General features: G+C 72.8%; 18 protein-coding genes and 1 tRNA gene. 4 read left to right on the top strand and 15 right to left on the bottom strand.

Translation table 11 applies throughout. The annotated features are described in order from the left end of the window. Window positions 1-27 precede the first annotated feature (27 nt). A complete protein-coding gene (locus QMF98_RS07470) occupies window positions 28-1,662 on the bottom strand; it encodes a methyl-accepting chemotaxis protein (protein ID WP_337975354.1) in 1,635 nt (544 codons plus the stop codon). A 369-nt stretch (window positions 1,663-2,031) separates the two neighbouring features. On the opposite strand from QMF98_RS07470, the gene QMF98_RS07465 reads away from it, so the two are divergent. After that, entirely contained in the window at window positions 2,032-3,174 is a 1,143-nt protein-coding gene (locus tag QMF98_RS07465; RefSeq protein ID WP_337975353.1) for an alpha/beta hydrolase, read from the top strand. Between the two features lie 24 nt (window positions 3,175-3,198). Here the strand turns inward: QMF98_RS07465 and QMF98_RS07460 are convergent, their stop codons facing one another. Both QMF98_RS07460 and QMF98_RS07455 read right to left on the bottom strand, forming a co-directional pair. Continuing rightward, window positions 3,199-5,571 (bottom strand): alkaline phosphatase family protein, encoded by a 2,373-nt coding sequence (locus QMF98_RS07460; protein ID WP_337975352.1) that lies wholly within the window; start codon window positions 5,569-5,571, stop codon window positions 3,199-3,201. 230 nt (window positions 5,572-5,801) lie between these two features. Next, a tRNA-Leu gene (locus QMF98_RS07455) sits at window positions 5,802-5,885 on the bottom strand. A 144-nt stretch (window positions 5,886-6,029) separates the two neighbouring features. On the opposite strand from QMF98_RS07455, the gene QMF98_RS07450 reads away from it, so the two are divergent. Next, window positions 6,030-7,277 carry an AI-2E family transporter gene (locus QMF98_RS07450; protein ID WP_337975351.1) on the top strand — a complete coding sequence of 416 codons (1,248 nt, stop codon included), beginning with the start codon at window positions 6,030-6,032 and terminating at the stop codon, window positions 7,275-7,277. A 64-nt stretch (window positions 7,278-7,341) separates the two neighbouring features. On the opposite strand, the gene dnaE is transcribed toward QMF98_RS07450, so the two are convergent. From dnaE to imuA', 3 genes are read right to left on the bottom strand one after another with little or no spacing between them, the layout of a single operon-like run. Next, the gene (dnaE, locus tag QMF98_RS07445; RefSeq protein WP_337975350.1) at window positions 7,342-10,779 is read right to left on the bottom strand and encodes a DNA polymerase III subunit alpha; all 3,438 of its coding nucleotides are present in this window, start codon (window positions 10,777-10,779) and stop codon (window positions 7,342-7,344) included. Next, window positions 10,772-12,511, bottom strand: a complete 1,740-nt coding sequence (locus tag QMF98_RS07440) for a DNA polymerase Y family protein (protein ID WP_337975349.1) — start codon at window positions 12,509-12,511, stop codon at window positions 10,772-10,774. The genes dnaE and QMF98_RS07440 overlap by 8 nt, the downstream gene beginning before the upstream one ends. Further along, window positions 12,508-13,311 (bottom strand): DnaE2-dependent mutagenesis accessory factor ImuA', encoded by an 804-nt coding sequence (imuA', locus tag QMF98_RS07435; RefSeq protein WP_337975348.1) that lies wholly within the window; start codon window positions 13,309-13,311, stop codon window positions 12,508-12,510. Before imuA' ends, QMF98_RS07440 begins: the two co-directional genes overlap by 4 nt. Before the next feature lie 189 nt (window positions 13,312-13,500). Between imuA' and QMF98_RS07430 the strand changes: the two genes are divergently transcribed. After that, entirely contained in the window at window positions 13,501-14,043 is a 543-nt protein-coding gene (locus QMF98_RS07430) for a YbhB/YbcL family Raf kinase inhibitor-like protein (RefSeq protein ID WP_291762579.1), read from the top strand. 22 nt (window positions 14,044-14,065) lie between these two features. Next, entirely contained in the window at window positions 14,066-14,632 is a 567-nt protein-coding gene (locus QMF98_RS07425) for a YbaK/EbsC family protein (protein WP_337975347.1), read from the top strand. A 69-nt stretch (window positions 14,633-14,701) separates the two neighbouring features. Here the strand turns inward: QMF98_RS07425 and QMF98_RS07420 are convergent, their stop codons facing one another. The 9 genes from QMF98_RS07420 to QMF98_RS07380 form a co-directional block, all read right to left on the bottom strand. Beyond that, window positions 14,702-15,541 carry a TrmH family RNA methyltransferase gene (locus QMF98_RS07420; RefSeq protein WP_337975346.1) on the bottom strand — a complete coding sequence of 280 codons (840 nt, stop codon included), beginning with the start codon at window positions 15,539-15,541 and terminating at the stop codon, window positions 14,702-14,704. 12 nt (window positions 15,542-15,553) lie between these two features. Then, a complete protein-coding gene (locus QMF98_RS07415) occupies window positions 15,554-16,912 on the bottom strand; it encodes an MFS transporter (protein WP_337975345.1) in 1,359 nt (452 codons plus the stop codon). Window positions 16,913-17,017: 105 nt separating this feature from the next. Continuing rightward, the gene (locus QMF98_RS07410) at window positions 17,018-18,943 is read right to left on the bottom strand and encodes an ABC transporter ATP-binding protein (protein WP_337975571.1); all 1,926 of its coding nucleotides are present in this window, start codon (window positions 18,941-18,943) and stop codon (window positions 17,018-17,020) included. 50 nt (window positions 18,944-18,993) lie between these two features. Further along, the gene (locus QMF98_RS07405) at window positions 18,994-20,733 is read right to left on the bottom strand and encodes an ABC transporter ATP-binding protein (protein WP_337975344.1); all 1,740 of its coding nucleotides are present in this window, start codon (window positions 20,731-20,733) and stop codon (window positions 18,994-18,996) included. Between the two features lie 63 nt (window positions 20,734-20,796). Then, the gene (locus QMF98_RS07400; RefSeq protein ID WP_337975343.1) at window positions 20,797-21,501 is read right to left on the bottom strand and encodes a TetR/AcrR family transcriptional regulator; all 705 of its coding nucleotides are present in this window, start codon (window positions 21,499-21,501) and stop codon (window positions 20,797-20,799) included. Between the two features lie 80 nt (window positions 21,502-21,581). Next, a complete protein-coding gene (locus QMF98_RS07395; protein ID WP_337975342.1) occupies window positions 21,582-22,817 on the bottom strand; it encodes an SPFH domain-containing protein in 1,236 nt (411 codons plus the stop codon). Window positions 22,818-22,858: 41 nt separating this feature from the next. Then, on the bottom strand, window positions 22,859-23,338 hold the full coding sequence (locus QMF98_RS07390; RefSeq protein ID WP_337975341.1) for an NfeD family protein: 480 nt from the start codon (window positions 23,336-23,338) through the stop codon (window positions 22,859-22,861). A gap of 111 nt (window positions 23,339-23,449) precedes the next feature. Continuing rightward, window positions 23,450-24,259: an ABC transporter ATP-binding protein gene (locus QMF98_RS07385; protein ID WP_337975570.1), complete on the bottom strand. Its 810-nt coding sequence runs from the start codon at window positions 24,257-24,259 to the stop codon at window positions 23,450-23,452. 34 nt (window positions 24,260-24,293) lie between these two features. Then, window positions 24,294-26,423 carry a DNA gyrase/topoisomerase IV subunit B gene (locus QMF98_RS07380; protein ID WP_337975340.1) on the bottom strand — a complete coding sequence of 710 codons (2,130 nt, stop codon included), beginning with the start codon at window positions 26,421-26,423 and terminating at the stop codon, window positions 24,294-24,296. Between the last annotated feature and the right edge of the window lie 23 nt (window positions 26,424-26,446).

Genomic DNA, 26,446 nt, shown 5'->3' with positions numbered 1-26,446 from the left:
GTCAGGCGCGGAGGTCAGGCTCGCACGTCAGACGGTGAACCGTCCGACCAGCTCGCGCAGCTCCACCGACATGCGGGCGATGTCCGTCACCGATTGCTGAGCCTGCGTGACGTTCTGGGTCGTCAGGTCGGCCGCGTCTGCCACGCCGGAGATCGTGGCGGCGATCGCCTCGGCCCCGGTGGCGGCCTTGGTGACGCCCCGGTTCATCTCGTTGGTCGTGGCGGTCTGCTCCTCCACGGCGGCGGCGATGGTGGTCTGGTAGTCGTTGATCGCCCCGATCACCGCGGTGATCTCCTCGATCGCGGTCACCGCCCCGTCGGTGTCGGCCTGGATCGCCTCCACGCGCCGGGCGATGTCCTCCGTCGCCTTGGCCGTCTCGCGGGCGAGGTCCTTGACCTCCCCGGCGACCACCGCGAACCCCTTGCCGGCCTCACCGGCACGGGCCGCCTCGATGGTGGCGTTCAGAGCCAGCAGGTTGGTCTGCTCCGCGATCGAGGTGATCAGCTTCACGACGTTGCCGATCTCCCGGGAGGAGTCGCCCAACCGGGTCACCGTCTCGGTGGTCGCAGCAGCAGCCGCGACCGCCTGGCCGGCCACCCGCGCCGCCTCCGTCGCGTTCTGCGCGATCTCCAGGATCGACGCGCCCATCTGCTCCGACCCGGCCGCCACCGCCTGCACGTTGCGCGACACCTCGCCCGCCGAGGCGGACACCACGCCGGCCTGCGCAGCCGTCTCCTCGGCGCTCGACCCGATCTGCTCGCCGGACGCCGCCATCTGCTCCGTCGCGTTCGCCAGCGAGGTGGAGGACGCGTCGATCGTCCCCACGGTCAGCCGGAGCGTGGCGATCGCGGCGTCCAGCGCATGGCCCATCTGCCCGACCTCGTCGTGCGAGGTCAGGCCGGTCGTCACCGTGAGGTCGGCGCGCTCGAGCGCGGTGCAGACCGCCTTCACCCGGCCGAGGCCGCGCACGATGCCGCGGGCGACGAACAGCCCCAGGGCGACGGCAGCGCTCAGGCCGATCGCCAGCGCGCCGAGCATGAGCAGCCGGCTGGTCCGGTACTCGGCCGCCACGGCATCCGTCGCCGCCTGCGCCGCCGCCTTCTCGTCCGCCACCAGGTTGGTGACCGCGGCGTTCATCGCCATCACGATCGCCGTCGCCTGGTCGTTGCTCGTGTTGGTCCACGTAGCGATGTCGTTGGCACGGCCTGCCGGCAGGAGCTTGCCGTCCCGGACGGCGACGTAGGCGGCGAGCTGCTGCTCGACGTCGGCGACGTACCCACGTTGGGTGCTCGACAGATCCAGGGCCTTCAGAGCCGCGAGGGCGTCGGTCGCCTCCTTCTCGTCGTCCGCGACCGCGCGCTCGTCCTCCTTCTTCTCCGTCGCCCCCAGCGCCAGAGCCTGGTTGCTGACGTCCAGGCGCATCTGCACCATCGCGCGCCGCAGGGTCGAGGCCTGCTCGACCCCCTGGACGTGGTTCCGAAACAGCTCGGCCGTCGCGGCGTTGCTGCGCGCCATCGAGACGATGCCGACGAGCCCCACCGCGAGCGCGACCAGTGCCGCGACCAGCACGGCGGTCAGGATGCGGGTGCTGACGCCACGGTCCGTCCACCACCGGACGGCGCCCTGCAGACGGGACGCGGACGCGGACGCGGTGGACGACATGGTGCTCCCTTGCAGGTGCTCGAGGCCTCCCCTGCGGCGGCATCACCCAGTCGATCGGCCGACGTACGTCCGGTCTGAGTCGTCCGGCCGCTGCACGGCCCTGCAGCCCGACCGATTTCGCGCCGGGCAGTGCCTGGTCAGCGGCCGGTCCTAGGCCGTTCGTCGCACAGCGCCGACGGTCGTCGCCGTGCGAGGCAGCCCGGACCTGGGCGTCTGCACTTCACCGAGCGTGCACCGAGTCCTCACCCGGCACGCGTCGGCAAGAGCGTCGGGGACGGGCTCGGAACCCGTAGCCTTCCGGAGGTCGCCCGTCCGGACGGTCGCTCGCGCCGCTCGTGCCCTCACGCCCTTCCTGCTCGGGACTTGCTGATGTCGTTGACTGGTCTGCCGTTCCTCCTGGTCGTCCTCGTGCTGACCGTGGCCGCGCTCGTCTGGGGAGCGGTGCGCCTGCCCGCGCGCCGACGCACCGTCGCCACCGTCGTGACCCGCCTGCTCACCCAGCTGGGGGTGAGCGCGCTCGTGCTGCTGTCCGTCGCCGTGGTGATGAACAACCAGAACGGGTGGTACGCGAGCTGGGGCGACCTCTTCGGGACCGGCGGGACGTCGACGGTGCGGCAGAGCTCGGGCGGCACGAGTGCGGAGGCCGCGCTGCAGGACAAGCCCAAGGGGCCCGGTCTCGGCAGCCCGGTGCCGGTCGCGAGCCTCCCACCGCTCCCCTCGCCCGGGCAGCGCGTCCAGACGTTCACGTTCACCGGATCGCGCAGCGGTCTCAGCGGCCGGGTGATGGTCAGCCTTCCGGTCGGCTACGAGGACCCGGCGAACGCCCGCCAGACGTACCCGGTCATCATGGCGTTCCACGGCTACCCGGGAGCTCCTGACGTGTGGATGCAGGGCGTCAACCTCGTACCGTCCCTCGACTCGCTCGCCGGCCAGCACAAGATCTCGGACGTCATCGTCGTCGCGCCGCAGCTCGAGTTCCCGGCCGGAGCCGACACGGAGTGCGTCAACGGAGGCACAGGTCAGCCCCAGGTCGAGACGTGGCTCGCGGACGACGTCCCGCAGCACCTCGCGACGCTGCTGCGGGTGTCCCGCGACCGCACGGGCTGGGCGACGCTCGGCTTCTCCTCCGGTGGCTGGTGCGCCGCGATGACCTCGATGCTGCACCCGGACGTCTTCGGCGCCGGTGTGATCCTCGGCGGGTACTTCGCGCCGATCTTCGGCAACAGCTACGTGCCGTTCCACTCGAGCGACCCCGCGGCGAAGCGGTACCAGCTCGTGTCGCTGGCCACCACGGCGCCCCCGCCCGTCGCGCTGTGGCTGCAGACGAGCAAGGCGGACTCCCTCTCCTACTCGAGCAGCGCCGCGATGCTGAAGGCCGCCCACGCGCCGCTGTCGATCCAGTCCCAGGTGGACCTCAGCGCCGGGCACCGCATCAGCGTGTGGGCCGATGCGGTGCCGACGGCGCTGACGTGGCTCGGGTCGACGGTCAACGGGTTCAAGCCGACCGCCTGAACCGGCCGCGCCTCCCGCACCGTCTCAGCCGAGCCGGTCCACCTCCCGCAGGAGGTTGTCCGTCCGGGCCACGAGGCTTCGCGACGTGCCGAACGCCGGCTCGGGCCCCCGGGCGCGGTCCTCCCCGCGCGCCGCCGCGTCCAGCACCGCCTTCATCTGCGTCGCCAGTGCGTCACGCTCCCGCAGGATCCGGGTGAGGGCCGCCTCCGTCGCCTGGTAGCGGGCGTCGTCGGTCGCCGAGCCGCTGGCCAGCGCGGCGGAGTCCGCCTTCAGCGTCAGGGTGGCGAGCGGGCCGACCGACGAGTTGATCGCGTGGTAGGCGGACGCCAGCCCCTGCGTGGCCACGAGCGCCGTGCTCGGGTGCGACAGCAGCTCGGAGATCACCCGACCGTCGCTGGTGTAGGCGTCGTGCAGGCCGGCGAGGTACATCAGGGTGGGGCGCAGGTCCACCTCCTCGACCCAGGTTCCCACCGTGCTCGCCTGCGGCACCGTCCGGGTGGAGTTCGGGTCGTGCGCCTGGTTGCCGTCGGCCGGGGCCGGGCCGTCCAGACCCTTCGCCGCGACGCCGGGGCCGACCAGACCGGCCCAGGTGATGTCGATGTTCGGCGAGTAGTAGCCGTGGTCGTAGGCGTAGCCGGGGTTGATGCTGACCGCCGGTCCGGAGGTGGAGAAGTAGTAGTCCGGCACGGGGAACAGCGAGTAGGTCGGGGTGCGCAGCGTGTCGGCGGTCTGCATGTGCAGGATCCGCTGCTCCACGGCGCCTGCCTGGTACGTGACGATCTTCTGACCGGTAGCGCCGCTGTACGGGTTGTCCGCCGTCATCGCGGCGGTGTCCCGCTGGAGCTGCCGGACGGCCGGCGCCGAGGGCGACGGACGGCCGTCGACGTAGATCGACGCACCCTGCGGCTCGATCTGGAACGGCGTGCCGGCGCTGGCGGTCGTCGAGAGCAAGGCCTTGATGTTGGTCTGGAGCTCGCCGATCTGACCGGCGGCGTACGTGCACGGGACCGTGACGCCGTCACACCCGGTGGGCGTCGGGACCGTCGCCCGCCCCACGTTGGCCCCGGCGAACTGGTCGTTCTCCTCCGAGCTGATCAGGAACAGCGTGTTGTCCTTGGTGATGCCGTCCTTGGTCAACCTGTCGAAGAACGTCGCGAACGCCGCGTCGTAGGCCTTGGCGTTGGCCACGTAGCAGGCGTCACCCGGTCCGACGGGCTTGCCGGCAGCGGTCGCGGTCGCGGTGGTGCAGCCGGTGGTCCCCGGCTTCCGCTCGTGCAGGTCCGAGATGTAGCCGTAGGTGACCGGGACTCCCGCCTCGAGCATGTCGGCCATGTAGGCCAGCGACTGGGTGGCCGTCGGGTTGAAGCCGGGGAAACCCGGCGTGTGGGAGTACTGGTTGATCAGGGCGTTGCCGTCCAGGTCGGTCAGACGGCCCTGCGAGTCCGTGACGGGGTAGCCGTGGCTCGTCAGGTTCGCCGTGCCCGCGCCGAGCACCGGCGCCACGTACTTGTGCCCGAACAGCGCGCTGAAGCCGGCGTACCCGCCGGGCTCGGTGGGCAGCGAGTCGGCGACGGCGCTCGGGGACGGTGCGGTCTGGCCGTACTTCACGGCCGTCGCGTCCGCGCACAGGGGGTCACCCGATGCGCAGTGCAGGGCGACGCCGACGTAGTCCGCCGTCTCCTGGTTCTTGTAGCTGTCGGGGTTCGCGGTGTACTGCGCGACCTCGGGCGATCCGGCGCCAAAGACCGTCGGCAGGTCCAGCTTGGTGTTCTCCAGGACCATGTTCGCCGTCGAGAAGTCGCCGACGGAGCAGCCGGCCTTCGTGAACGCCGCCCACGGGGCGGGTGTCTGCCGGTTCGTTCCGGTCGAGCCCGGGGTGTCGGAGTACACCATCGTCGGAGTGGTGTCGTGGCCCGGCGACGGTGTCGGCGCGGTGTCGTACACGGGGCTGGTCCAGTAGGCGAAGGAACCCGCCGGGTCGCTGCTGCCGTCCGGGTTGTAGGTCCGGTACGAGTTGGTCACCGGCTGCCCGTGACGGTCCCCGTACAGACCGGTGTAGATCGACAACGAGTCGTCGGCCGTGTGGGCGATCAGGGGCGTGTGCACGTTGGACATGAGCGTGCCGTTGCCCTGCAGGAAGGCCATCAGGTGCGGCATCTGCTCGAGGTCCGAGGGGACGTCCGGGTTGTCCCGCGCGAGGTGCACGTTGTCGAAGACCAGGCTGACGACGTGCTTGACGCCGTTGCCCAGGTCGCAGCCCGACGCCACCGCGGGGCGCCGCTCGTCGGCCGGGGCGGGCGGCACCGCCGACGCCGAGGTGACCGGCGCGACGAGCGCCAGCCCAGCGGCCGCCGCCATGGCGGCCGAGACGATCCGATGCTTCGAGACGCGAGTCACAGGTGTCTCCTCATCCAGCAAGAGGGGCCGTTACTGCACACGACGCCGCCCACGGTCGCACCGAAACGGAGAGAAGTGAACAGGCGGGAGGTGAACACCTGGGGGCGCACGGGCGGCGCGGCGGCCGGCCCGGGCGGGGCGAGGCGGGGCGGCGTGCTCCCGGGAACCACGAAGGGCCTGGACCGGCACGTGGCGCGGTTCAGGCCCTTGATGGTCGCTGTCTCAACGAGTGTCCGGAGGGGGACTTGAACCCCCACGCCCTATACGGGCACTAGCACCTCAAGCTAGCGCGTCTGCCATTCCGCCACCCGGACAGGTGGACACCTCGAGCGCTCGGCGCCCGGGTGCGGCGGTAAAGATAGCACGGAGCGTCTGCCGCCCCCGCATCCGGAGGGCGGTGCAGACTTGCGGCATCGCTGCCGGCCGCGCAGAGCGTCGGCGCACCTCCAGGGGGGTTCATGACGGACAGCACGAGCACCGGCGACCGGGGGCCGCGGATCGCGCCGTCCCAGGTCAGCCCCGTTGCGCGGCGCGTCGCGGGAGGCCGGCACAACCCGCACGTCACCGGTGACGACGAGACCGCGCCGCGCTGGCTGCAGAAGGCGGCCGGGGTGTCGTGGCGGCTGCTCGTGCTCGTCGCGGCCATCGCCGTCGTGTTCTTCGCGACCTCCAAGGTGCAGCTCGTGTTCATCGCGCTGTTCCTGGCCTTCGTGTTCACCGCGGTGCTGCGGCCGCTGGTCAGCGCGATGTCGCGCATCATGCCGCGCGGTCTGGCGACGGCGCTCTCGCTGCTGACGGGCATCCTGGTGTTCGTCGGGATGCTGACGTACGTCGTCTACTCCGTCGCCAACCAGTGGCAGCAGCTGTCGAAGCAGTTCGGCACGGGCATCCAGCAGATCATCGACTTCCTGCAAAGCGGCCGGCTGCCGTTCCAGGTCACCAACGCGCAGACGGCGGCGTGGATCGACCAAGGGGTCAAGTGGGTGCAGGACCACGCCGGACAGCTGGCGGGGCAGGCTGCGGCCAGCGCCACGTCGGTGGTGGAGGTGTTCACCGCGCTGGCGCTGGCGATCTTCTGCTCGATCTTCTTCCTGGCTCGCGGCGCGGACATGTGGACCTGGTTCCTCAACCAGCTGCCGGCCCGGGTGCGCGAGAGCTGGCAGACTGCCGGCGGGGCCGGTTGGTACACCTTCTCGGGGTACACCCGGGGCACCGTGATCATCGCCCTGGTGGACGGGCTGCTCGCCTTCATCCTGCTGACCGTGGTGCAGGTGCCGCTCGCGGCGCCCCTGGCCGTGCTGGTGCTGATGGGCGCGTTCATCCCGCTGATCGGGGCGCCCACGGCGATGGCCGTGGCGATGATCGTCGCGCTGGCCGCGCTCGGTCCGATCCAGGCCGGCATCGTCGGCCTGGGCATCGCCGGCATCGGTCAGTTCGAGGGCCACGTGCTCCAGCCGCTGGTGATGGGCAAGCAGGTGTCGCTGCACCCGGTGGCCGTCGCGATCGCGGTTGCGACCGGCACGCTGTCGGCCGGCATCCTCGGCGCCGTGATCGCGGTGCCGCTCGTGGCGGTGAGCTGGGCGGTGTTCAGCAAGCTGCGCACCATGGACCCGCCGATGGTCGACGAGGCGGAGGCGGAGACCGAGGCGCGTCCGGTGGAGCAGGCGGAGCACATCGACGACGACGAACCGGTCAAGGAGCAGTAAGGCCCTGGTCGGGAGCTGTCCTGCAGCCCGGGGGATGGGACGGACCGGACCGCCGGCGGGCGGCTCACCGGAAGTCCCGCGAGGCGGTTCGCACCCGCAGCGACAACGGGCTCAGGTGCTCCGCCACCAGGTTGGTCGTCTCGTCGGCCCGCTCCAGCCGACCCCGCACGACGAGCGCCTTGGAGGTCCTCGCGGCGCGGCGGAACCGTTGCCACAGCCCCGCCGAGCAGATGACGTTGAGCAGCCCGGTCTCGTCCTCCAGGGACAGGAACGTCACCCCGCCCGCGGTACCCGGTCGCTGCCGGTGGGTCACCACGCCGGCGACCGCCACGCGTCCGGTCGGCACCGGGTCGCGGTACACCTGCTCCACCCGCAGCACCCCGGCAGCGTCCAGGCCCTCACGGACGAACTGCGTCGGGTACGAGTCCACCGAGACACCGGTGGCCCACACGTCGGCGGTCGCCACCTCGACCGCCTCCAGCCCGGGCAGCGTCGGGGCCGTCACGCCCACGCTGACCCCGGGCAGGGTGTCCGGGCTCTCCTGGGCCAGCGCGCCGGCCGCCCAGAGTCCCTCCCGCCGGGTGGTCCCCAGACTCTCGAGGGCGCCCGCGGTCGCCAGCGCCTCGAGCTGGGCGGTGCTGAGCCGGACCCGACGGACCAGGTCGCGCAGGTCGGCGAACGGACCGTTCGCCGACCGCTCGGCGACCAGCGCCTCGGCCACCTCGGTACCGACCGACCGCACGGACGCCAGGCCGAGGCGGACGGCCAACGAGCGGTCGGCACCGATCCGCTCCCCCACGGGGGCCATCGCGTCGGTGCCGCTCGGCCGCGGCACCAGCGGCGGCTCACCCTCGGCGGGCGTGGGTCCGAGCCGTTCCACCACGGCGAGGGCGTCCGATGCCTGCACGTCCGGCCGCAGCACCTGCAGGCCGTGCCGGCGAGCGTCCGCCACCAGGCTCTGCGGTGAGTAGAACCCCATCGGCTGAGCCGCGAGGAGACCCGCGTAGAACGCGGCCGGGTGGTACATCTTCAGCCACGCGCTGGCGTACACCAGGAAGGCGAACGAGTACGCGTGCGACTCCGGGAAGCCGAAGTCGGCGAAGGCCTTGAGCTTGTCGAAGATCTGCTCACCCGTCCTGCGGTCGATCCCTCGTTCGGCCATGCCGTCCAGCAGGCGCGCGTGCAGCGCCTCCATCCGCTCCATCGACCGCTTCGACCCCATCGCGCGCCGCAGCTGGTCCGCCTCCGCGGCGCTGAACCCGGCGGCGTCGATGGCCATCTGCATCAGCTGCTCCTGGAACAGCGGCACGCCCAACGTCTTGGCCAGCGCCGGTTCCAGCAGCGGGTGCAGGTAGTCGACCTCCTGCCGGCCGCGGGCCCGTTCGATGTAGGGATGCACCGATCCGCCCTGGATGGGTCCGGGGCGGATCAGGGCGACCTCGACGACGATGTCGTAGAAGCTCTTCGGCGCCAGCCGCGGCAGCGTGGCCATCTGGGCACGGGACTCCACCTGGAACACCCCGACGGTGTCCGCCGCGGACAGCAGGCGGTACACGCCCGGGTCCTCGTGCGGCAGCCCGTGCAGGTCGAGCTCGACCCCCTCGTGCACCTGCACCTGGGTGAACGCCAGCCGCAGGGCGGTCAGCATCCCCAGGCCGAGCAGGTCGAACTTCACCAGGCCGGCGTCCGCACAGTCCTCCTTGTCCCACTGCAGCACGGTGCGCCCCTCCATCCGCGCCCACTCCACGGGACACACCTCGATCACCGGGCGGTCGCACATCACCATGCCGCCCGAGTGGATGCCGAGGTGCCGGGGCAGTCGTAGGAACCGCTCGGCCAGGTCGATCACCTGGTCGGGGATCTCCTCCAGCTCTGCCGCCGACGGTGGCCGCTGCGCCGGGACCACATCGTGGCCGTCCGCCGTCACCGTTCCGGGGACCGCCTCGGCCGCCACCGGCTGCGACCGCGACAGGGTCCACCACGGGCTCGGAGCCTGCGGTCCGCGCAGGCTCCCCCAGCGCTCGATCGACGTGCTCCAGGCGTCCTGCTGCCCGACGTCGTACCCCAGCGCCCGGGCCGCGTCCCGCACCGCCGAGCGCGGCCGGTAGGAGATGACGTTGGCCACCTGGGCGGCGTGGGTGCGCCCGTGCATGGCGTAGACGTGCTGGATCACCTCCTCGCGACGCGCCGACTCGATGTCCACGTCGATGTCTGGCGGACCGTCCCGCTCGGGAGCGAGGAACCGCTCGAACAGCAGCCCGTGCCGCACCGCGTCCACGGCGGTGATCCGCAGCGCGTAGCAGACCGCGGAGTTGGCGGCCGACCCTCGGCCCTGCGCGAGGATCCCGTTGCGGTGGCAGAAGTCGACCAGCTCGTAGACGACGAGGAAGTAGCCCGGGAACCCGAGGTCCTCGATCACGCGCAGCTCGTGCTCCAGCTGGGCGTAGGCGCCCGGCACCCGCTCCGCCTCGGGCGGCCCGTACAGCTCCGCGGCCCCGCGGCGCACCAGCTCGCGCAGCCAGCTCGCCTCCGTATGACCGGGCGGCACCGGGTACGGCGGCAGCTTCGGGGCGACCAGGGACAGGTCGAACGCGCACTCGGCGGCCAGCGCCGCGGCCGTCGGCACCGCGGTGGGGTGCCGACGGTGCAGCACGGTCATCTCTGCCGCGGAACGCAGGTGCGCGGCGGGTGCACCGGGCAGCCAGCCGTCCAGGTCGTCCAGCGACGAGCGTGCCCGCACCGCGGCCAGCGCGGCGGCGAGGTCGCCGTCGCGCGGTGCGGCGTAGTGCACCCCGCCGGTGGCGACCAGCGGCAGGCCGACGTCGGCCGCGAGCGCGGCCAGGGCGTCGGCCCGGTCGTCGTCGTACGCGTCGTGGGCCGCGGTGACCTCGACAGCGACGTTGTCACGTCCGAACAGCGCCACCAGCCGGTCGAGCTCGGCACGGGCTGCCGCCGGTCCCCCCGGCGCCACCCCGGTCACCCCGGACGGGTCTCCTCCGGACAGGGCCCGCCGTACCGCACCCTTGCGGCAGCCGGTGAGCACCAGCCACTGCCCGTCCGCCACGGCCGCCAGCTCCTCGAGCCGGTGGTCGGCGGCACCCTTGAGCCCGGTGCGCAGGTGCGCCTCGGCGATCGCCCGGGACAGCGCCCGGTAGCCGTCCGGTCCCCGGGCGAGCACCAGCAGATGGGTGGATCGCGGGTCCGGCACACCGGTCGGCGGGTCGAGGACCGGTCGACCGGGGGTGGCACGGGTGCGCTCGCGCGGGTGGCGGCGACCGTCCGGTGCCGGCAGGTGCAGCTCGGCGCCGAACACGGTCGGCAGCCCGACGGCCCGGGCCGCCTGGGAGAACCGCACCACGCCGTACAGGCCGTCGTGGTCGGTGAGCGCCAGCGCGGTCAGCCCGAGCCGGGCCGCCTCGGCGGCCAGCTCCTCCGGCTGGCTGGCGCCGTCCAGGAAGCTGAACGCCGAGTGGGCGTGCAGCTCGGCGTACCGCTCAGTCATACGTCGCCTCGCACACCCAGCCGTCCCCCGCACCGGCGAGGAGCAGCGCCCGACCGTCGTCGAGCGTCACCTGCAGGTGGACGCGCACCTGCGCAGGACGGTCCGGGTGCTGCCACCATCGCTCGGTGAGCATCCACGGCCCCGCCCAGCCGACCACCGTCCCGGCGCCGTCGGTCGGCCAGTGCACCCGGGCGGGTGGCCCGCTCATCCGGGCCCGCTCGTCCACCCGCACCTCCAGACCGGCAGGGTCGGCGAGCCGCACGGGCACCGGCTCCGCCGGCACGCTGGCCGGAGCCGGCTCGGGCAACCTGCCCGGCCACGGCAGGTCCGCCGCCCGGTGTGGGACGGTGTGCTCGCCCCAGGGCTGCAGGTAGACCTGCTCCCGCACGTCCCGGCCGCCCTGCAGCACTCCCGTGAGCACCCCGCTGCCGCCCACCAGGGACTGCGCCCTGTCCAGCGCCCGGTGCGCGCGCAGGTCGCCGCCGGACGGACCACCCCACAGCCGCCCCTGCTCGGCGCCGGCGGCGGCGACGTCCAGCGCGGTGAGGGTCAGCCGGACCAGGCCCACGGGTCGGTCGTCGTCCGTCCCCGGCAGGTCCGGTGCCGGTTCGTCGTCGCGCCGCCGGTCCGACCACGACCGCCCGTGCACCTGGCGGCCGGGCTCCGCGAGGCCGTCGGGCACCGTGCCCGCCCGGCCGCGGTACCGGTCCCGGGCGTGGTCACGTGCCGTGGCGACCGCGGTGGCGGTCAGCCAGCCGTCCAGCTGCCAGCGCACCCGGTCGGTGATGCGCGCCGACGTCAGCCCGCCCCATCCGCCGAGATCGGTGCGCCAGGTCCGCACCAGGTCAACACCCTCGTCGGTACGTGCGGCGATCTGCAGCCGTCCGCAGCTGACGCCACGCCTGACCAGGTCCTCGTGCAGCTGCTCCGCCAGCCGTCGGCCGGCGAACGCCGCCGCGTCCACCCGGTGCAGCGGGGGGTCCAGCTCGGCGCTGACCTCGAGGTCCGGCTCGGGCCGGTGCCGCACCGGCGGTCGCTCGTCCGAGCCTCGTGCCAGCAGGTGCGCCCAGCTGCCGAGCCGGCCGAACCGCGCGTGCACCGCCGCCGCGGGCAGCGCCGCCAGCTCACCGAGCGTGCGCAGCCCCAACCGGTGCAGCAGGTCCACCAGCTCGCCGACCGCGGTCGCCTGCTCGTCGGTGACGGCGGCGTGCACCAGCTCACCCACCCCGTGCGCCGCGAGGAACACCGGCGAGGCACCGGGCTCCACCACGGCCCCGGTGCGGGCGGCGAGCACGGCGGCGAGCAGCCCGTCGGCGGTGCCGACGCCGCACTCGTACCCGGTGCCGGCCGCCACGGCGTCGACCAGCCGTGCCGCCAGCACGTCCTCCGAGCCGTGGTAGCGGCTGGCCCCACCGGCCGGCAGCAGCAGCAGTCCCGGTCGAGCCACCTCGACGCCGGCGACCACCGTCTGCGCCGCTGCGGCCACGGGCTCGAACAGCCGCACGTCACGCGCGTCGTCCGCGGGCAGCAGCACCAGCTCGGGGCAGCATCCCTGCGCCTGGCGGCGGCGCATGCCCCGCCGCACACCCTCCGCACGTGCCAGCGCGGACACGGCGGTCACCGCCCGCCCGTCGTGCACGGCGACGGGCACGTGCCCGGGCACCTGCGCGACCGCGGCAGCTGCCACCACCGGCCAGTCCGGCACCCACACGACCGTCGTCCGGGTGCTCATCCGACCAGCCTCAGGTCGGTCCGCTCCTCGGTGCCGGCACCCGCAGGAACCACGGCCGGGCTGCGCACCGGCACCGGCCCGTCCGGATCGGGCGCGCCCAGCGGCAGCACCACGTCCAGCGAGCGCGGCACCGCGGCCCCACCACGTCCGGAGCGCTGCACCCGCAGCCGGTGCGTGCGCAGACGACCCTCGCCGGCCCCGACACCCGTCCAGCCGAGCTCGCGCACGGAGAGCACGGTGCTCGCGCCCGGCCAGGCACAGGTGGGCAGCAGCACGGTGCCGCGCTCCCGGGCGCGAGCCGACAGCTGCCGGCGCTCGGTGTCGGTGAGCACCGCCGCCGCTCCTACGACCACCACGTCGATCCCGTCGAGCAGCGCCGCCACCACCGTCGCCGCCTGTGCTCCCGGGTCCGGCACCATCGCAAGACGCGCGAGGTCCACCCCCGCCTGCGCGGCAGCGAGCAGCCCCAGGTCCGGCCGTCCCACCGCAGCCGCCCACGCCCCGTGCCGGCAGGCGTGCGCCAGCATCGTCAGCACCAGGGAGGTCGACCCCGTCACCACCGTGGTGTCGCCGCGGCGCAGGCCGCCGGGGAGCACCGGCGCCAGCTCCGCAGGAACGTCCATCGGAGGCCGTTCGGTGGTGAGCAGCGAGGCCGTCGGCTGCACGGGACGGCCCTCGTCGTCGGCCGCGACCCCGCCACCGATGCCGAGCACGCTGCGCGCACCAGTGCGCAGCTCCGCCCTCGCCAGCGCGGCGCGGGCCCGAGCCGCCCGCTCCTCGCGATCCTGGGCGACTGGCATGTCAGAATTCCTCCTCCCGACCGCGTGCAGCGTGCAGCCGGTCATGCGTTCGAACGTGTGTTCGAACAGCACCAGTACACGCCGTCCCGACCTGGGTGTCAATCCGCCTGCTCAGCCCCTGTGGACACCCCCGACGCCCCGACGCCGCGCCACCGCGCGGACCGTCCACCGACCGGCCACCATGGGACCGTGGCACTCTCCCTGAACCGGCCCGTCGCGCCCGATCCCTACGCCCTCCTCCCGCAGGTCCCGGCGTTCACGCTGCGCTCGGACGACGTCACCGACGGCGCCCGACTGCCCGACGCCGCGACCAACACCCCTCGTGGCGACAACGTCTCGCCGCAGCTGAGCTGGTCCGGCTTCCCACCCGAGACCGCCGCCTTCGCCGTGAGCTGCTTCGACCCCGACGCCCCGGGCGTCGCCGGCTGGTGGCACTGGACCGTGCTCGGCGTGCCGGCCGACGTCACGTCTCTCGACCGCGGCGCGGGCCGTCCTGACGGCCACGGCCTCCCCTCCGGCGCGATCCAGCTGCGTGGTGACGACGGCGTCCCCGGGTACGTCGGCGCCGCCCCACCGCCCGGTGACCAGGTGCACCGCTACTACTTCGTCGTGCACGCGCTGGACACCGCCGACCTCGGCCTCGCGGCCGACACCCCACCCGGTGCCGCCAGCTGCGCGCTCGTGTTCCACACGATCGCCCGTGCCGTCCTGGTCGGCACCTACCAGCGCTGAACCGGGCGGCTACCCTCCCGCCATGGTCACCGTCTCGCTCACCTGGCTGCGCGCCCTGGACCGACCCGACCTGCTCGCGCCCTCGACGGCCGCGGCCCTCACGTCCTGGGCGTCGACGCGTCCCGAGGTCGCGGACGAGGTCCGGGTCGCCGAGATCGACCCCGACCTGGCGGACACCGCCGCCATGACCGAGGCGTACGGCCTGCCGCTCTCCGCGTCGGTGAACTGCGTGCTCGTGGCCGGACGGCGCGCGGGCGACGAGCGCATCGCGGCGGCAGCCGTGCGCGCCACCACCCGTGCCGACGTGAACAACGCCGTGAAGCGGCTGCTCGACGTGCGCAAGGCCTCGTTCCTCCCGATGGACCGGGCGGTGGCGGACTCCGGGATGGAGTACGGCGGCATCACACCCCTCGGCCTGCCGCCCGAGTACCGCGTGCTCGTCGACGCGTCCGTGCAGCAGGCGCACCCCGACAGCGGGGAGCCGGTGATCATCGGCAGCGGTCTGCGTCGCTCGAAGCTGTTGCTCCCGGGCGCGCTGCTGGCGTCCGCTCCCGGCGTCGAGGTGGTCGACGGGCTCGCCCTCGGCTGAGGCCCCACGGGCACCCCGGCACCTGCTCGCCCTAGCGGCCTGTGGGTCCGGACGGGCGGGCCGGGGCCGCTACGCCGGACGTCCGACGCGCGTCGCCCAGAACGCCACGGCCGCCGCGGCCGCGACGTTCAACGAGTCCACCCCGTCCGCCATCGGGATCCGCACCACGAGGTCGCACGCCGCGACGGTGCGCGCCTTGAGCCCGTCTCCCTCGGCACCGAGCACCATGGCGAGCCGGTCCGGTGGGTCCGCCACCAGCTCGTCGAGGCTGATCGCGGAGTCGTCCAGCGCCAGCGCCGCCGTGACGAAGCCGGCGGCCCGCAACGCGGCGACACCGTCCGGCCACGGGTCGACCCGCGTCCACGGCACCTGGAACACCGTCCCCATCGACACCCGCACCGACCGCCGGTACAGCGGGTCGGCGCACCGCGGGGTGACCAGCACCGCGTCGACCCCCAGCGCGGCGGCCGAGCGGAACGCCGCACCGACGTTGGTGTGGTCGACGATGTCCTCGAGCACCGCCACCCGGCGCGCACCCGCCACCACCTCGTCCACGGTGGGCAACGGCGGGCGGTGCATCGCGGCGAGCGCCCCCCGGTGCACGTGGAACCCGGTGATCGCCTCCAGCACGGGCTCGGCGGCGACGTACACCGGCACCGCGGCATCCGCAGCACCGGCGGCGCCCGCGAGCATCCGCTCGACCTCCGGCACCCACCGCGGCGCGGCCAGCACGGAGCGGGGTCGGTGCCCGGCGGCCAGCGCCCGGGCCAGCACCGTCGAGCTCTCCGCGATGTACAGGCCCTTGGCCGGCTCGTGCCGGGACCGCAGCGCGACGTCGGTCAAGGAGACGTAGTCGGCCAGCCGTGGATCGGCGGGGTCGTCGACGGTCAGCAGCTCCGGGTGCAGCACACCGTGATCCTGTCAGCCCTCGGCCCGGCGCAGCGCACGGCCGCCCAGCGCCGCGGCGGCCGCACCGGCGCAGGCCAGCAGCGGGACGATGACGAACGCCGTGTGCATGCCGAAGGCGTCGGCCAGCGCACCGAGCAGCAAGGGGGCGACGCCGATCGCGGCGCCCCCCGCGAGGGTGGCGTAGCCCTGCACCCGGTCGCCGTGGCCGGGTGAGGCGCCGAGCATCAACGCGATCGACAGCGGGTACTGCGCCCCGTACCCGAGTCCCGCCAGCACCAGTCCCGCCATCGCGACCGCGGTCGACGTCGTGCTCCACACCACGGCCCAGCCGGCGATCGCCACCAGGAAGGCACCGGTCAGCAGCACCGCAGGCCGCATCCGCAGCGACAGGGGACCGACGACGAACCTCGTCGCCGTCATGCCCGCGACCAGCCCGGCGGTGGCGGCCGTTGCGATGCCGGCACGGGCGCCGGTGCGGTCGATCAGCAGGGCGGTGGCCCAGTAGGTCGTCGCGTTCTCGATGGCGATGGCGGCCACCAGGGAGACGATGAAGAGCAGCGCGGCCGCCGCCGGGCGGTAGCGCACGTGCGGGACGGCGCTCGGCGGCAGCACGGCCGAGCTCGGCAGCACCGCCGGCTCGTCATGGGTCAGCAGCAACGTCTCCGCGTCCAGCGCCCCGGCCTCCGCTCCGACCGCCACCGGCACCGGTGCGGTGAGCGGGAGGACGGGCCCGCCCGACGACGGCGTCCTGGACCGCGAGCCGCGCGTGCTGAGCGCGGCGGAGCTCGGCAACCGGAGCACGAAGACCGCTCCCACCAGGGCGATCCCGGCGGTGACCAGCACGGCCGGCCGCCATCCCCAGCCGACTGCCACCGCGGCACCGACGGCGAGCGGACCGAACAGCCCCACCCCGGATCCCACGCCGTTCGCCTCGGTGATCGCCGCCGTCGCCACCCGTCCGTGCCGCAGGGCCAGACCCACCTGGCTCGACGCGATCAGCACGTTGCCGCCCGTCGCCAGGACCAGCATCGCCAGCAGCGTCCACACCAGCGCCGGCCCCAGCACCAGCCCGACGACGCCGACGGCAACGGTCACCCCGGCCGCCACGACGGCCGTGCGCCGCCCCCACCACTGGACCGAGCGCGGTGCCAGCACGGCCGCGACCAGCCCGCCGAGCGCCATCGCGGTGCCGTGCAGGCCGGCCTGCGCCGAGCTGAGCCCGCGCTCGTGGGCCAGCAGCGGCACGCTCGGGTTGAAGCTGTACAGCAGCCAGCCCCACGTGACGAACGAGCCGTAGAGCGTGACCGTCAGCCGGTCGCGACGCAGGCGAGGGACCGTCCCGTCCTCAGGTCGAAACGATGCGACTGCCACGCGGGCAGCCTAGTGCCCCGCGCGCCGGCGCCCACATCCCCTGGCGGACGCGCGAGAGGGACCCGGTCCGCCGACCGGGCCCCTCTCGCATCCACGGTGACGGCGTCAGTCGACCGGACTGGTCGCCGCCGCGAACTGGCTGGCGTACAGCCGGGCGTAGGCGCCGCCTGCCGCGAGGAGCTCCTCGTGGCTGCCCTGCTCGACGATCGAGCCGTGCTCCATCACCAGGATCAGGTCGGCGTCGCGGATGGTCGACAGCCGGTGCGCGATGACGAACGACGTCCGCCCGGCGCGCAGCGCGTTCATCGCGTGCTGCACCAGCACCTCCGTGCGGGTGTCCACCGAGCTGGTCGCCTCGTCGAGGATCAGGATCGTCGGGTCGGACAGGAACGCCCGCGCGATGGTCAGCAGCTGCTTCTCACCGGCGGAGACGGTGCCGCCCTCGTCGTCGATCGTCGTCGCGTAGCCGTCGGGCAGGGTCCGCACGAACCGGTCGACGTGCGTGGCCGCCGCCGCCTCCACCACCTGCTCGTGCGTCGCGGAGTCCACGCCGTAGCCGATGTTGTCCTCGATCGTCCCCTCGTACAGCCAGGTGTCCTGCAGCACCATGCCCATCTGCGAGCGCAGCTCGTCGCGCGTCAGCGTCCGGGTGTCCACGCCGTCGAGCGTGATCCGCCCGCCGTCCACCTCGTAGAAGCGCATCAGCAGGTTGACCAGCGTCGTCTTGCCGGCGCCCGTCGGGCCGACGATCGCGATCGTCTGACCCGGCTCCGCCACCAGGGACAGGTCGTCGATCAACGGCGTCTCCGGGTCGTACCGGAAGGACACGTGCTCGAAGGCCACCCGGCCGCTCACCGGCGTCGGCAGCGTCGCTGCGGGGACCGGGTCGGGCCCCTGCTCCGGCGCGTCCAGCAGCTCGAACACCCGCTCGGCCGACGCGACGCCGGACTGCAGCAGGTTCGCCATCGACGCGATCTGCGTGATCGGCTGGCTGAACTGCCGGCTGTACTGGATGAACGCCTGGACGTCGCCCAGCGTCATCGCGCCCGACGTGATCCGCAGCGCCCCGACCACGGCCACCAGCAGGTAGTTGAGGTTCGCGACGAACCCCAGGGCCGGCTGGATGATCCCGGAGATGAACTGCGCCCGGAACGAGGAGTCGAACAGCTTGCCGTTGCGGTCCTCGAACGTCGCGGCCGCCTCCTTCTGCCGACCGAACACCGTGACCAGCGCGTGGCCGGTGAACATCTCCTCGATGTGGGCGTTCAGCTCGCCGGTCCACCGCCACTGCTGGATGAACTGCGGCTTCGACCGCGCCGCGATCGCCCCGGCGATGCCGATGGTCAGCGGGATGGTGACCAGCGCGATCAGCGTCAGCTGCCACGAGATGGTCAGCATCATCACCAGCACGCCGACCACCGTGAGCACGGAGGTGATCAGCTGCGAGAGCGTCTGCTGCATCGTCTGCGCGACGTTGTCGATGTCGTTGGTCACCCGCGACAGCAGCTCGCCGCGCGGCTGCTTGTCGAAGTACGACAGCGGCAGCCGCGACAGCTTCGACTCCACGTCGGCGCGCATCCTCAGCACGGTGTTCTGCACGATGCGCGCGGTCAGCCGACCCTGCACCCAGCCGAACAGGAACGAGGCGACGTAGACCGCCATGACGACGACGAGGATCTTGCCCAGCCTCGTGAAGTCGACGCCCTGGCCCGGCACGACGTGCGTCATCGCCTGCAGCATGTCCGCGACCTTGCCCTGCCCTTGCGCACGCAGGGCGGCGACGGCCTGCTCCTTGCTCACCCCGGCGGGCAGACGTCGTCCGACGAGCCCCTCGAAGATCACGTTGGTCGCACGGCCCAGCAGCTTGGGGCCCGCGACGGCGGCCGCGACGGACAGCACGCCGAGCACGATCACGCCGGTCAGCCGCACCCGCTCGGGCCCGAGCCGGCGCGCGAGCCGCTTCGCCGAGCTGCCGAAGTCCTTCGACTTCTCCCCCGGCATGCCCATCCCCATCGGGCCGTGCCCGCCCATCGGCCCGCGCCGCGGCGGTGCCACGGGCGCCCGGTCCTGCGTCTGCCCGCTCACGCCGCCTCCTCCACGCTCAGCTGGGAGTACACGATCTCCTGGTAGGTCGGGTTGCCCTCCAGCAGCTCGGAGTGCGTCCCGACGCCCACGACCCGTCCTTCGTCCATGACGACGATCCGGTCCGCGTTGCGGATGGTGGCCACCCGCTGCGCGACGACGAGCACGGTGGCATCCTGCGTCTCCGGCACGAGCGCTGTCCGCAGCGCCGCGTCCGTCGCGTAGTCGAGCGCGGAGAACGAGTCGTCGAACAGGTAGATGCCCGGTCGTCGCACCAGGGCCCTGGCGATCGCGAGCCGTTGTCGCTGCCCACCCGACACGTTGGTGCCGCCCTGCGCGATCGGCGCGTCCAGACCACCCTCGAGCGCCTCGACGAAGTCGCGCGCCTGGGCCACCTCGAGGGCGTGCCAGAGGGCGTCGTCGTCGGCGTCCGGCGTGCCGAACTGCAGGTTGGAGCGCACCGTGCCCGAGAACAGGTAGGGCTTCTGCGGCACGAGGCCGATCTGCCCCCACAGCTGGTCGGCCGCGAGGTCGCGCACGTCGACCCCACCGATCAGCACGCGGCCACCCGTGACGTCGTACAGCCGCGGCACCAGGTTGAGCAGCGTCGTCTTGCCCGAGCCGGTCGACCCGATGATCGCCGTCGTCTGCCCGGGCTCCGCCACCAGGTCGACGCCCTGGAGCACCGCGTCCTCCGCGCCCGGGTAGCGGAACTCCACGTCCCGCAGCTCGAGGCGCCGTCCGGCGACCCCGCCGGGGAGCGGGACCGGCACGAGGGGCGGCACCACGGTCGTCGGGGTGTCGACCACCTCGGCGATCCGCTCGGCCGAGACCATCGCCCTGGGGATCATGACGAACATGAACGAGCTCATCATCACCGCCATCAGGATGAACATGATGTAGGTGATGAAGGCGGTCAGGGCGCCGATCTGCATGTCGCCCGCATCGATCCGCCGGGCGCCGAACCACTGCACCGACACGGTGGTCGCGTTCATCACGAACATCACCACGGGGAACATCAGCGCCATCAGCAGGCCGGTGCGCAGCGAGGCCTCGAACAGGTTCGTGTTGGCCACGTCGAACCGCTCCGCCTCGCGGCGCTCGCGGACGAACGCCCGGATCACCCGGACGCCGGTCAGCTGCTCCCGCATCACGCGGTTGATCGCGTCGATCCGGCCCTGCATCTGCCGGAAGTACGGCACCATCCGGCTGACGATCAGCGCGACGATGACGACGAGCACGGGCACCACCACGAGCAGCACCCCGGACAGCACCACGTCCTGCCGGAGGGCCATGATCACGCCGCCGACCAGCATGATCGGGGCCATCAGCATCAGCGTGAACGACATCAGCACCACCATCTGCACCTGCTGCACGTCGTTGGTGGTGCGGGTGATCAGCGTCGGGGCGCCGAACTTGCCCATCTCCTGCTGCGAGAAGGACTGCACCTGCGCGAACAGCCGTCCGCGCAGGTCCCGGCCGAGCGCCATCGCGGTCCGGGCGCCGTAGTACACGGCGCCGATCGAGCAGACGACCTGAGCGAGGCTGACGGCGACCATGATCGCGCCGAGCCGCCAGATCTCGTGGGTGTCACCCTTGGCGACGCCGTTGTCGATGATGTCGGCGTTGAGCGAGGGCAGGTAGAGCGTGGCGACCACCTGGGCCACCTGGAGCAGCAGCACCGCGACGGCCGCGCCCCGGTAGGGACGCAGGTGCTCGCGGAGCAGTCGGATCAACATGCAGGACTCCCCCTGGGTATGGGCTGTGCCGTGCGGGCTGGGTCGGGGTGGTGCGGTGCTCGGTCAGGGCCGAGGAGCGGGCCGCGCGCGGCCCGGGCAGGTGACGATGCCGTTCAGGACGAACTCCACGAGGGCCTCGGTGGGCAGCGGGTCCACGTGCTGACCGGTGCGGGCGGCGCCGGCGGTCCGCGCTGCGGCGCCGATCAGGGCGACCTCCAGCAGGCCGGCGGCGATCGGCACCGGCTGAGCGAGCCGGTCCGCATCGGGCTCCAGCATCCGGCGCAGGCGCTCGCGGAAGCCCGTGGCGAACTCGCCCTGGCGGCGCGCCCACTCCTGGTGCCCGTGCGGCCCGTCGCCGTGCAGGCCGGCCACCTCCTTCCGGAGCTGGTGCAGCAGGGTCATCCAGAGCATGACGTCCTGCATCCGGCGCAGCCACGACGAGACGAGCACGTCGAGCCGGTCCTCCAGCGGGGTGCCGAGATCCATCCCGTCCATGAGCTCGAAGAGGTCGGAGGGGTCCACCGCGGCAGCGACGGCCTCCCGCACCAGGCTCGCCTTGTCGTCGAACACCCGGAACAGCGTCCCCTCGGCCACGCCGGCCGCCTCGGCGAGCTCCCGCGTGGTCACGTCCGCCCCGCGCTCGCGGACCACCGGTAGCACGGCTCGCAGGATCGCCTGCCGCCGCTCGTCGGGCGGGAGCGGCGCGGCGCGGCGCGGGCGGGTCCGCTCGACGGCCGGCGAGGTCGCGTGCGGCTCAGCAGAGGTCATGCCGGCACACTAAGTGAGTGAGCACTCACTCAGCAACCTCTCAGGTCACCTGCTCCTCGGCCGCGAGTGGTCCAGGGCGGCTACGGCCGCGGGTCGTCCTCGGTCCGCTCGACCCCGAGCTCTGTCCCCCCACCGGCCGGTTCGCCGCCGGCGGGCTCCGAGGTCGGCAGCGGAGCACCGGGCGCCGTCCGCAGGGGCGTAGCGCTACCGGGTCGCTGCCCGGCCTCCGCGTCCGGGTCGAACGGCACGCCGGACATCACGCCGGCACCGGTGGCGTCCGCGGTCGCTGCCGCCGACTCGCGACGGGCCTCTGCGAGAGCCTCCTTGGGATCGGGCAGCGAGACGGGCGGCAGCTCGGCGCTCAACGGCACGAAGTTGTAGTCCTGCGGCCGACCGGTGCCCGCGGGCCCCTCGGCGGGCGGGACGGCCGGGCCGCCGAAGGCCCGCGACAGCGCACCCAGCGCGCCCGACAGCTCGGCGGGGAGGAACCACATCGTGTTCGAGGGGCTCGCCGCCACCTTCGGCAGCACCTGCAGGTACTGGTAGGCCAGCAGCTTGGGATCCGCGTCGCCACGGTGCACCGCGTCGAACACCTGCAGGATCGCTCGTGCGTCGCCCTCGGCGCGCAAGATCGTGGCCTGCGCCTCACCCTCGGCCCGCAGGATCGCCGCCTGCTTCTCACCCTCCGCCGTGAGGATCTTCGACTGCTTCACGCCCTCGGCGGTGAGGATGGTCGCGCGGCGGTCGCGCTCGGCGCGCATCTGCTGCTCCATCGACCCCTGCACGGACGCCGGCGGGTCGATCGCCTTCAGCTCCACGCGGTTGACCTTGATGCCCCACCGACCGGTGGCCTCGTCGAGCACCCCGTTGAGCCGTCCGTTGATCTGGTCACGGCTGGTCAGCGTCTGCTCGAGGTCCATCGACCCGATCACGTTGCGCAGCGTGGTGACGGTCAGCTGCTCGATGCCGCGGATGTAGTCGAAGATCTCGTAGACCGCGTCCTTCGGCGACGTGACCTGGAAGTAGATGACCGTGTCGATGCCGACCACCAGGTTGTCGGACGTGATCACCGGTTGCGGCGGGAACGTCACCACCTGCTCACGCAGGTCGACGGATGCTCGCACCCGGTCGACGAAGGGGATCAGCAGGTGCAGACCGGGCTCGAGGGTGCGCGAGTAGCGACCCAGCCGTTCGATGATGAGCGCCGATGCCTGCGGCACGATCCGCACGGCCCGGAACAGCGCCGTGACGAAGAAGATGGCCACCAGGGCCGCCACCGCGATGAGTGCGGCCTGGCCGAGGTTGGTGCCGTTCATGGATCCTCCTGGATCGACCTGGCTGGTGAGCGAGGCTGCTGTCACGGGCGGGTGGGAGTCTGCCGATCGCGGTCGGACCCGGACCCGGCCGCCCGGTCGGCGGGTTCGACGAGCGCTGTCGCGCCGTCGATGCGGACGATCACGGCGTCCTCGCCGGGCTCGATACGGGCGCCGGAGGCGGATCGTGCGGTCCAGACCACCCCGCCGATCTTGATCCGGCCCTCGGTGTCCGTCACCGGCGAGACCACCTGGGCGGCGCGACCCACGTACGCGGTCGCATTGGTCTCGGTGAGCGGCACCCGGTTGCGCCAGTGCCGCAGCAGCCACGGCCGCAGGGTGGCGAGCAGCAGCGCCGAGACGACGCCGGCCACGACGACCTGCAGCCCGAGCGAGCCACCCAGCGCGGCTGCCAGCGCCCCGGCCAGCGCGCCGCCGGCCAGCATCACCAGCACCAGGGCCACGGACACCATCTCGAGGATGCCGAGGACGAGGGCGATGCCGATCCACCACAGCCAGCTCATGACAGCAACCCCCTCGGCGCCCACGAGCGCCCGGCGGTGCCGGGTGCCGCACAGTCGATCCTAGGCGGCCGGGGCCCACCCGTCGGTGGGTTCGGTGCTCGGACGTGCGCGTCAGTGCGCGCCGTTGTGCTCCTCCGCGACGAGCGCCCGAGCGCTCCAGCGGCCGGCGGTGTGGTCGAGGTCCAGATCAAGGTCGAACGCCGCGGAGAGGTTCGCCGCGGTGAGCACCTCGGCGAGCGGCCCCGCGGCGAGGGCCTTGCCCGCGCGCAGCAGCAGCGCATGCGTGAAGCCGGGCGGGATCTCCTCGACGTGGTGCGTCACCAGCACCAGCACTGGGGACCGGCGGTCCCGCGCGAGCTCCGCGAGCGCACCGACCAGCTCCTCACGGCCGCCGAGGTCGAGGCCGGCGGCGGGCTCGTCCAGCAGCAGGAGCTCGGGGTCGGCCATCAGCGAGCGGGCGACCTGGACGCGCTTGCGCTCACCCTCGCTCAGGGTGCCGAACCACCGGTTGGCCAGGTGGTCGACACCGAACACGGTCAGCAGGTCGGCAGCACGGGCCTCGTCGACGTCCTCGTAGCTCTCCTTCCACCGGCCGGTCATGCCGTAGGCAGCGGTGAGCACCACGTCACGGACGGTCTCGCCGGACGGGATCTGCTCGGCGAGCGCCGCGCTCGACAGCCCGATCCGAGGCCGCAGCTCGAAGACATCGACGCGCCCGAGCCGCGATCCCAGCACGTCCACCGAGCCCTGCGTCGGGTGCATCCGGCCCGACGCCACCTGCAGCAGGGTCGTCTTGCCGGCTCCGTTGCGGCCCAGGACGACCCAGCGCTCACCCTCCTGCACCGTCCACGACAGCTCGTCGAGGATGGTGGTCGCGCCTCTGACGATGGTCACGGACTGCAGGTCGAGGACGGGGGTCATGGGCACGGGCACCTATCGTGGCAGACGCATGCGGTCATGCGTCGATCCGGTTGCGGTCGAGGGCGTCGGCGCCGGCGACGATGAAGTCCTTGCGCGGCCCGACCTCGGATCCCATCAACAGCTCGAAGACCTGCTCGGCGCGCTCGGCGGCCGCGACCGTCACCCGGCGGAGGGTCCGCCGTCGCGGGTCCATCGTCGTCTCCGCCAGCTGCTGCGCGTCCATCTCACCGAGGCCCTTGTACCGCTGGATGTCCGGCGAGTACCGCTTGCCGGCGCGGTCCAGCTTCTTCAGCGTGGTCGCCAGCTCCGCCTCGGAGTACGTGTACACGTACCGCTCGGGATCGTCCCGGCGACCGCCGAGCAGCTCGATCCGGTGCAGCGGAGGCACCGCTGCGTACACCCGACCGTCCGCCACCAGCGGCCGCATGTAGCGGAAGAACAGCGTGAGCAGCAGCGTCCGGATGTGGGCGCCGTCCACGTCCGCGTCCGTCATCAGGATGATCTTCCCGTAGCGCGCGGCCTCGAGGTCGAACGTGCGACCGGACCCGGCACCGACCACCTGGAGGATCGCCGCGCACTCGGCGTTCTTCAGCATGTCCGAGACCGAGGCCTTCTGGACGTTGAGGATCTTGCCCCGGATCGGCAGCAGCGCCTGGTAGTCGCTGGAGCGTGCCAGCTTGGCGGTGCCGAGCGCGCTGTCGCCCTCGACGATGAACAGCTCCGACCGCGCCACGTCGTCGATCCGGCAGTCGGCCAGCTTCGGCGGCAGCGACGACGACTCCAGCGCCGTCTTCCGCCGGCTGATCTCCTTCTGCTTGCGCGCCGAGAGGCGGGCGTGCATCTCGCCCACCAGCTTGTCCAGCAGGGTCGCGGCCTGCGTCTTCGCGGGGTTGCGCGTCGACGTGAGCGTCGCGCCCAGCTCGGCGGCGACCACCTTCGCCACGATCCCCCGCACCGGACCGGTGCCCAGCACCTCCTTGGTCTGCCCTTCGAACTGCGGCTCGGCGAGCCGGACGGTGACCACCGCCGTCAGCCCGGCCATGATGTCGTCCTTCTCGAGCCGCTCGGTGGTGTCCTTGCTGGACACCTTCAGCCGTCGGGCGTTCGCCGCCACCTGCTCCCGAAGGGTCTTCAGCAGCGCCTGCTCGAACCCGGCGACGTGGGTACCGCCCTTGGGTGTGGCGATGATGTTGACGAACGAGCGCACGTCGGTCTCGTACCCGGTGCCCCACCGCACCGCCACCTCGACGTCGCACGTGCGGGTCACCTCGCGCGGCACCATGTGCCCACGCTCGTCCAGCACCGGCACCGTCTCGACGAAGTCTCCCGAGCCCACCAGGCGCCAGATGTCCGTCACCGGCTGGTCCGGTGCGAGGTGCTCGACGAAGTCGACCACGCCGCCGGTGTGCACGAAGGTCTCGGTGTGCGGGCCGTGCTCCGCTGGCGTGCCGACAAGCCCCCGCTCGTCGCGGAGCACGATCTCCAGACCGGGAACCAGGAAGCTCGTCTGCCGGGCCCGCGTCGCGAGCTCGTCGTAGGAGAACGCCGCCGTGGACGGGAAGATCTGCGGGTCCGCCCAGTACCGGACCCGCGTCCCCGTCACCGCCTTGCCCACCTTGCCGGTCACCGCCAGGTCGGAGCCGGAGACGAACGGCTGGAACGGCGACTCGGGACCGCGTCCGGCCGAGTCGTCGAACAACCCCGGCTCGCCGCGGTGGAAGGTCATCAGATGGGTTCGACCGTGGCGGTCCACCTCGACGTCGAGCCGCGCCGACAGGGCGTTCACCACGGAGGCGCCGACACCGTGCAGACCGCCCGACGCGGCGTAGGACCCACCACCGAACTTGCCGCCGGCGTGCAGCTTGGTGAAGACCACCTCGACGCCGGTCAGTCCGGTCTTCGGCTCGACGTCCACCGGGATGCCACGACCGTCGTCGCGCACCTCCACCGAGGAGTCGGCGTGCAGCACGACCTCGATGTGCCGGCAGAAGCCGCCGAGCGCCTCGTCCACGGCGTTGTCGATGATCTCCCAGAGGCAGTGCATCAGCCCGCGGCTGTCCGTGGTGCCGATGTACATGCCGGGACGCTTGCGGACGGCCTCCAGGCCCTCCAGCACGGACAGGTGCCGGGCTGTGTAGCCGGACTGGGAGGAGACGGTCGTCACGGGGGCGATGGTACTTGCGGCCT

Source organism: Cellulomonas sp. NTE-D12, assembly GCF_027923705.1.
Classification (GTDB): domain Bacteria; phylum Actinomycetota; class Actinomycetes; order Actinomycetales; family Cellulomonadaceae; genus Cellulomonas.
Note: the sequence above shows the minus strand (reverse complement) of the source record. Positions and strands in the feature narration are given on the sequence as shown.

Excerpts from the sequence above, each read along its gene's own strand:
- dnaE (WP_337975350.1), bottom strand. The coding sequence starts at position 10,779 with ATGACTGAGCGGTACGCCGAGCTGCACGCCCACTCGGCGTTCAGCTTC.
- QMF98_RS07465 (WP_337975353.1), top strand. The coding sequence starts at position 2,032 with ATGTCGTTGACTGGTCTGCCGTTCCTCCTGGTCGTCCTCGTGCTGACC.
- imuA' (WP_337975348.1), bottom strand. The coding sequence starts at position 13,311 with ATGCCAGTCGCCCAGGATCGCGAGGAGCGGGCGGCTCGGGCCCGCGCC.
- QMF98_RS07425 (WP_337975347.1), top strand. The coding sequence starts at position 14,066 with ATGGTCACCGTCTCGCTCACCTGGCTGCGCGCCCTGGACCGACCCGAC.
- QMF98_RS07410 (WP_337975571.1), bottom strand. The coding sequence starts at position 18,943 with ATGGGCGGGCACGGCCCGATGGGGATGGGCATGCCGGGGGAGAAGTCG.
- QMF98_RS07385 (WP_337975570.1), bottom strand. The coding sequence starts at position 24,259 with ATGACCCCCGTCCTCGACCTGCAGTCCGTGACCATCGTCAGAGGCGCG.
- QMF98_RS07470 (WP_337975354.1), bottom strand. The coding sequence starts at position 1,662 with ATGTCGTCCACCGCGTCCGCGTCCGCGTCCCGTCTGCAGGGCGCCGTC.
- QMF98_RS07405 (WP_337975344.1), bottom strand. The coding sequence starts at position 20,733 with ATGTTGATCCGACTGCTCCGCGAGCACCTGCGTCCCTACCGGGGCGCG.
- QMF98_RS07440 (WP_337975349.1), bottom strand. The coding sequence starts at position 12,511 with ATGAGCACCCGGACGACGGTCGTGTGGGTGCCGGACTGGCCGGTGGTG.
- QMF98_RS07395 (WP_337975342.1), bottom strand. The coding sequence starts at position 22,817 with ATGAACGGCACCAACCTCGGCCAGGCCGCACTCATCGCGGTGGCGGCC.
- QMF98_RS07450 (WP_337975351.1), top strand. The coding sequence starts at position 6,030 with ATGACGGACAGCACGAGCACCGGCGACCGGGGGCCGCGGATCGCGCCG.
- QMF98_RS07400 (WP_337975343.1), bottom strand. The coding sequence starts at position 21,501 with ATGACCTCTGCTGAGCCGCACGCGACCTCGCCGGCCGTCGAGCGGACC.
- QMF98_RS07390 (WP_337975341.1), bottom strand. The coding sequence starts at position 23,338 with ATGAGCTGGCTGTGGTGGATCGGCATCGCCCTCGTCCTCGGCATCCTC.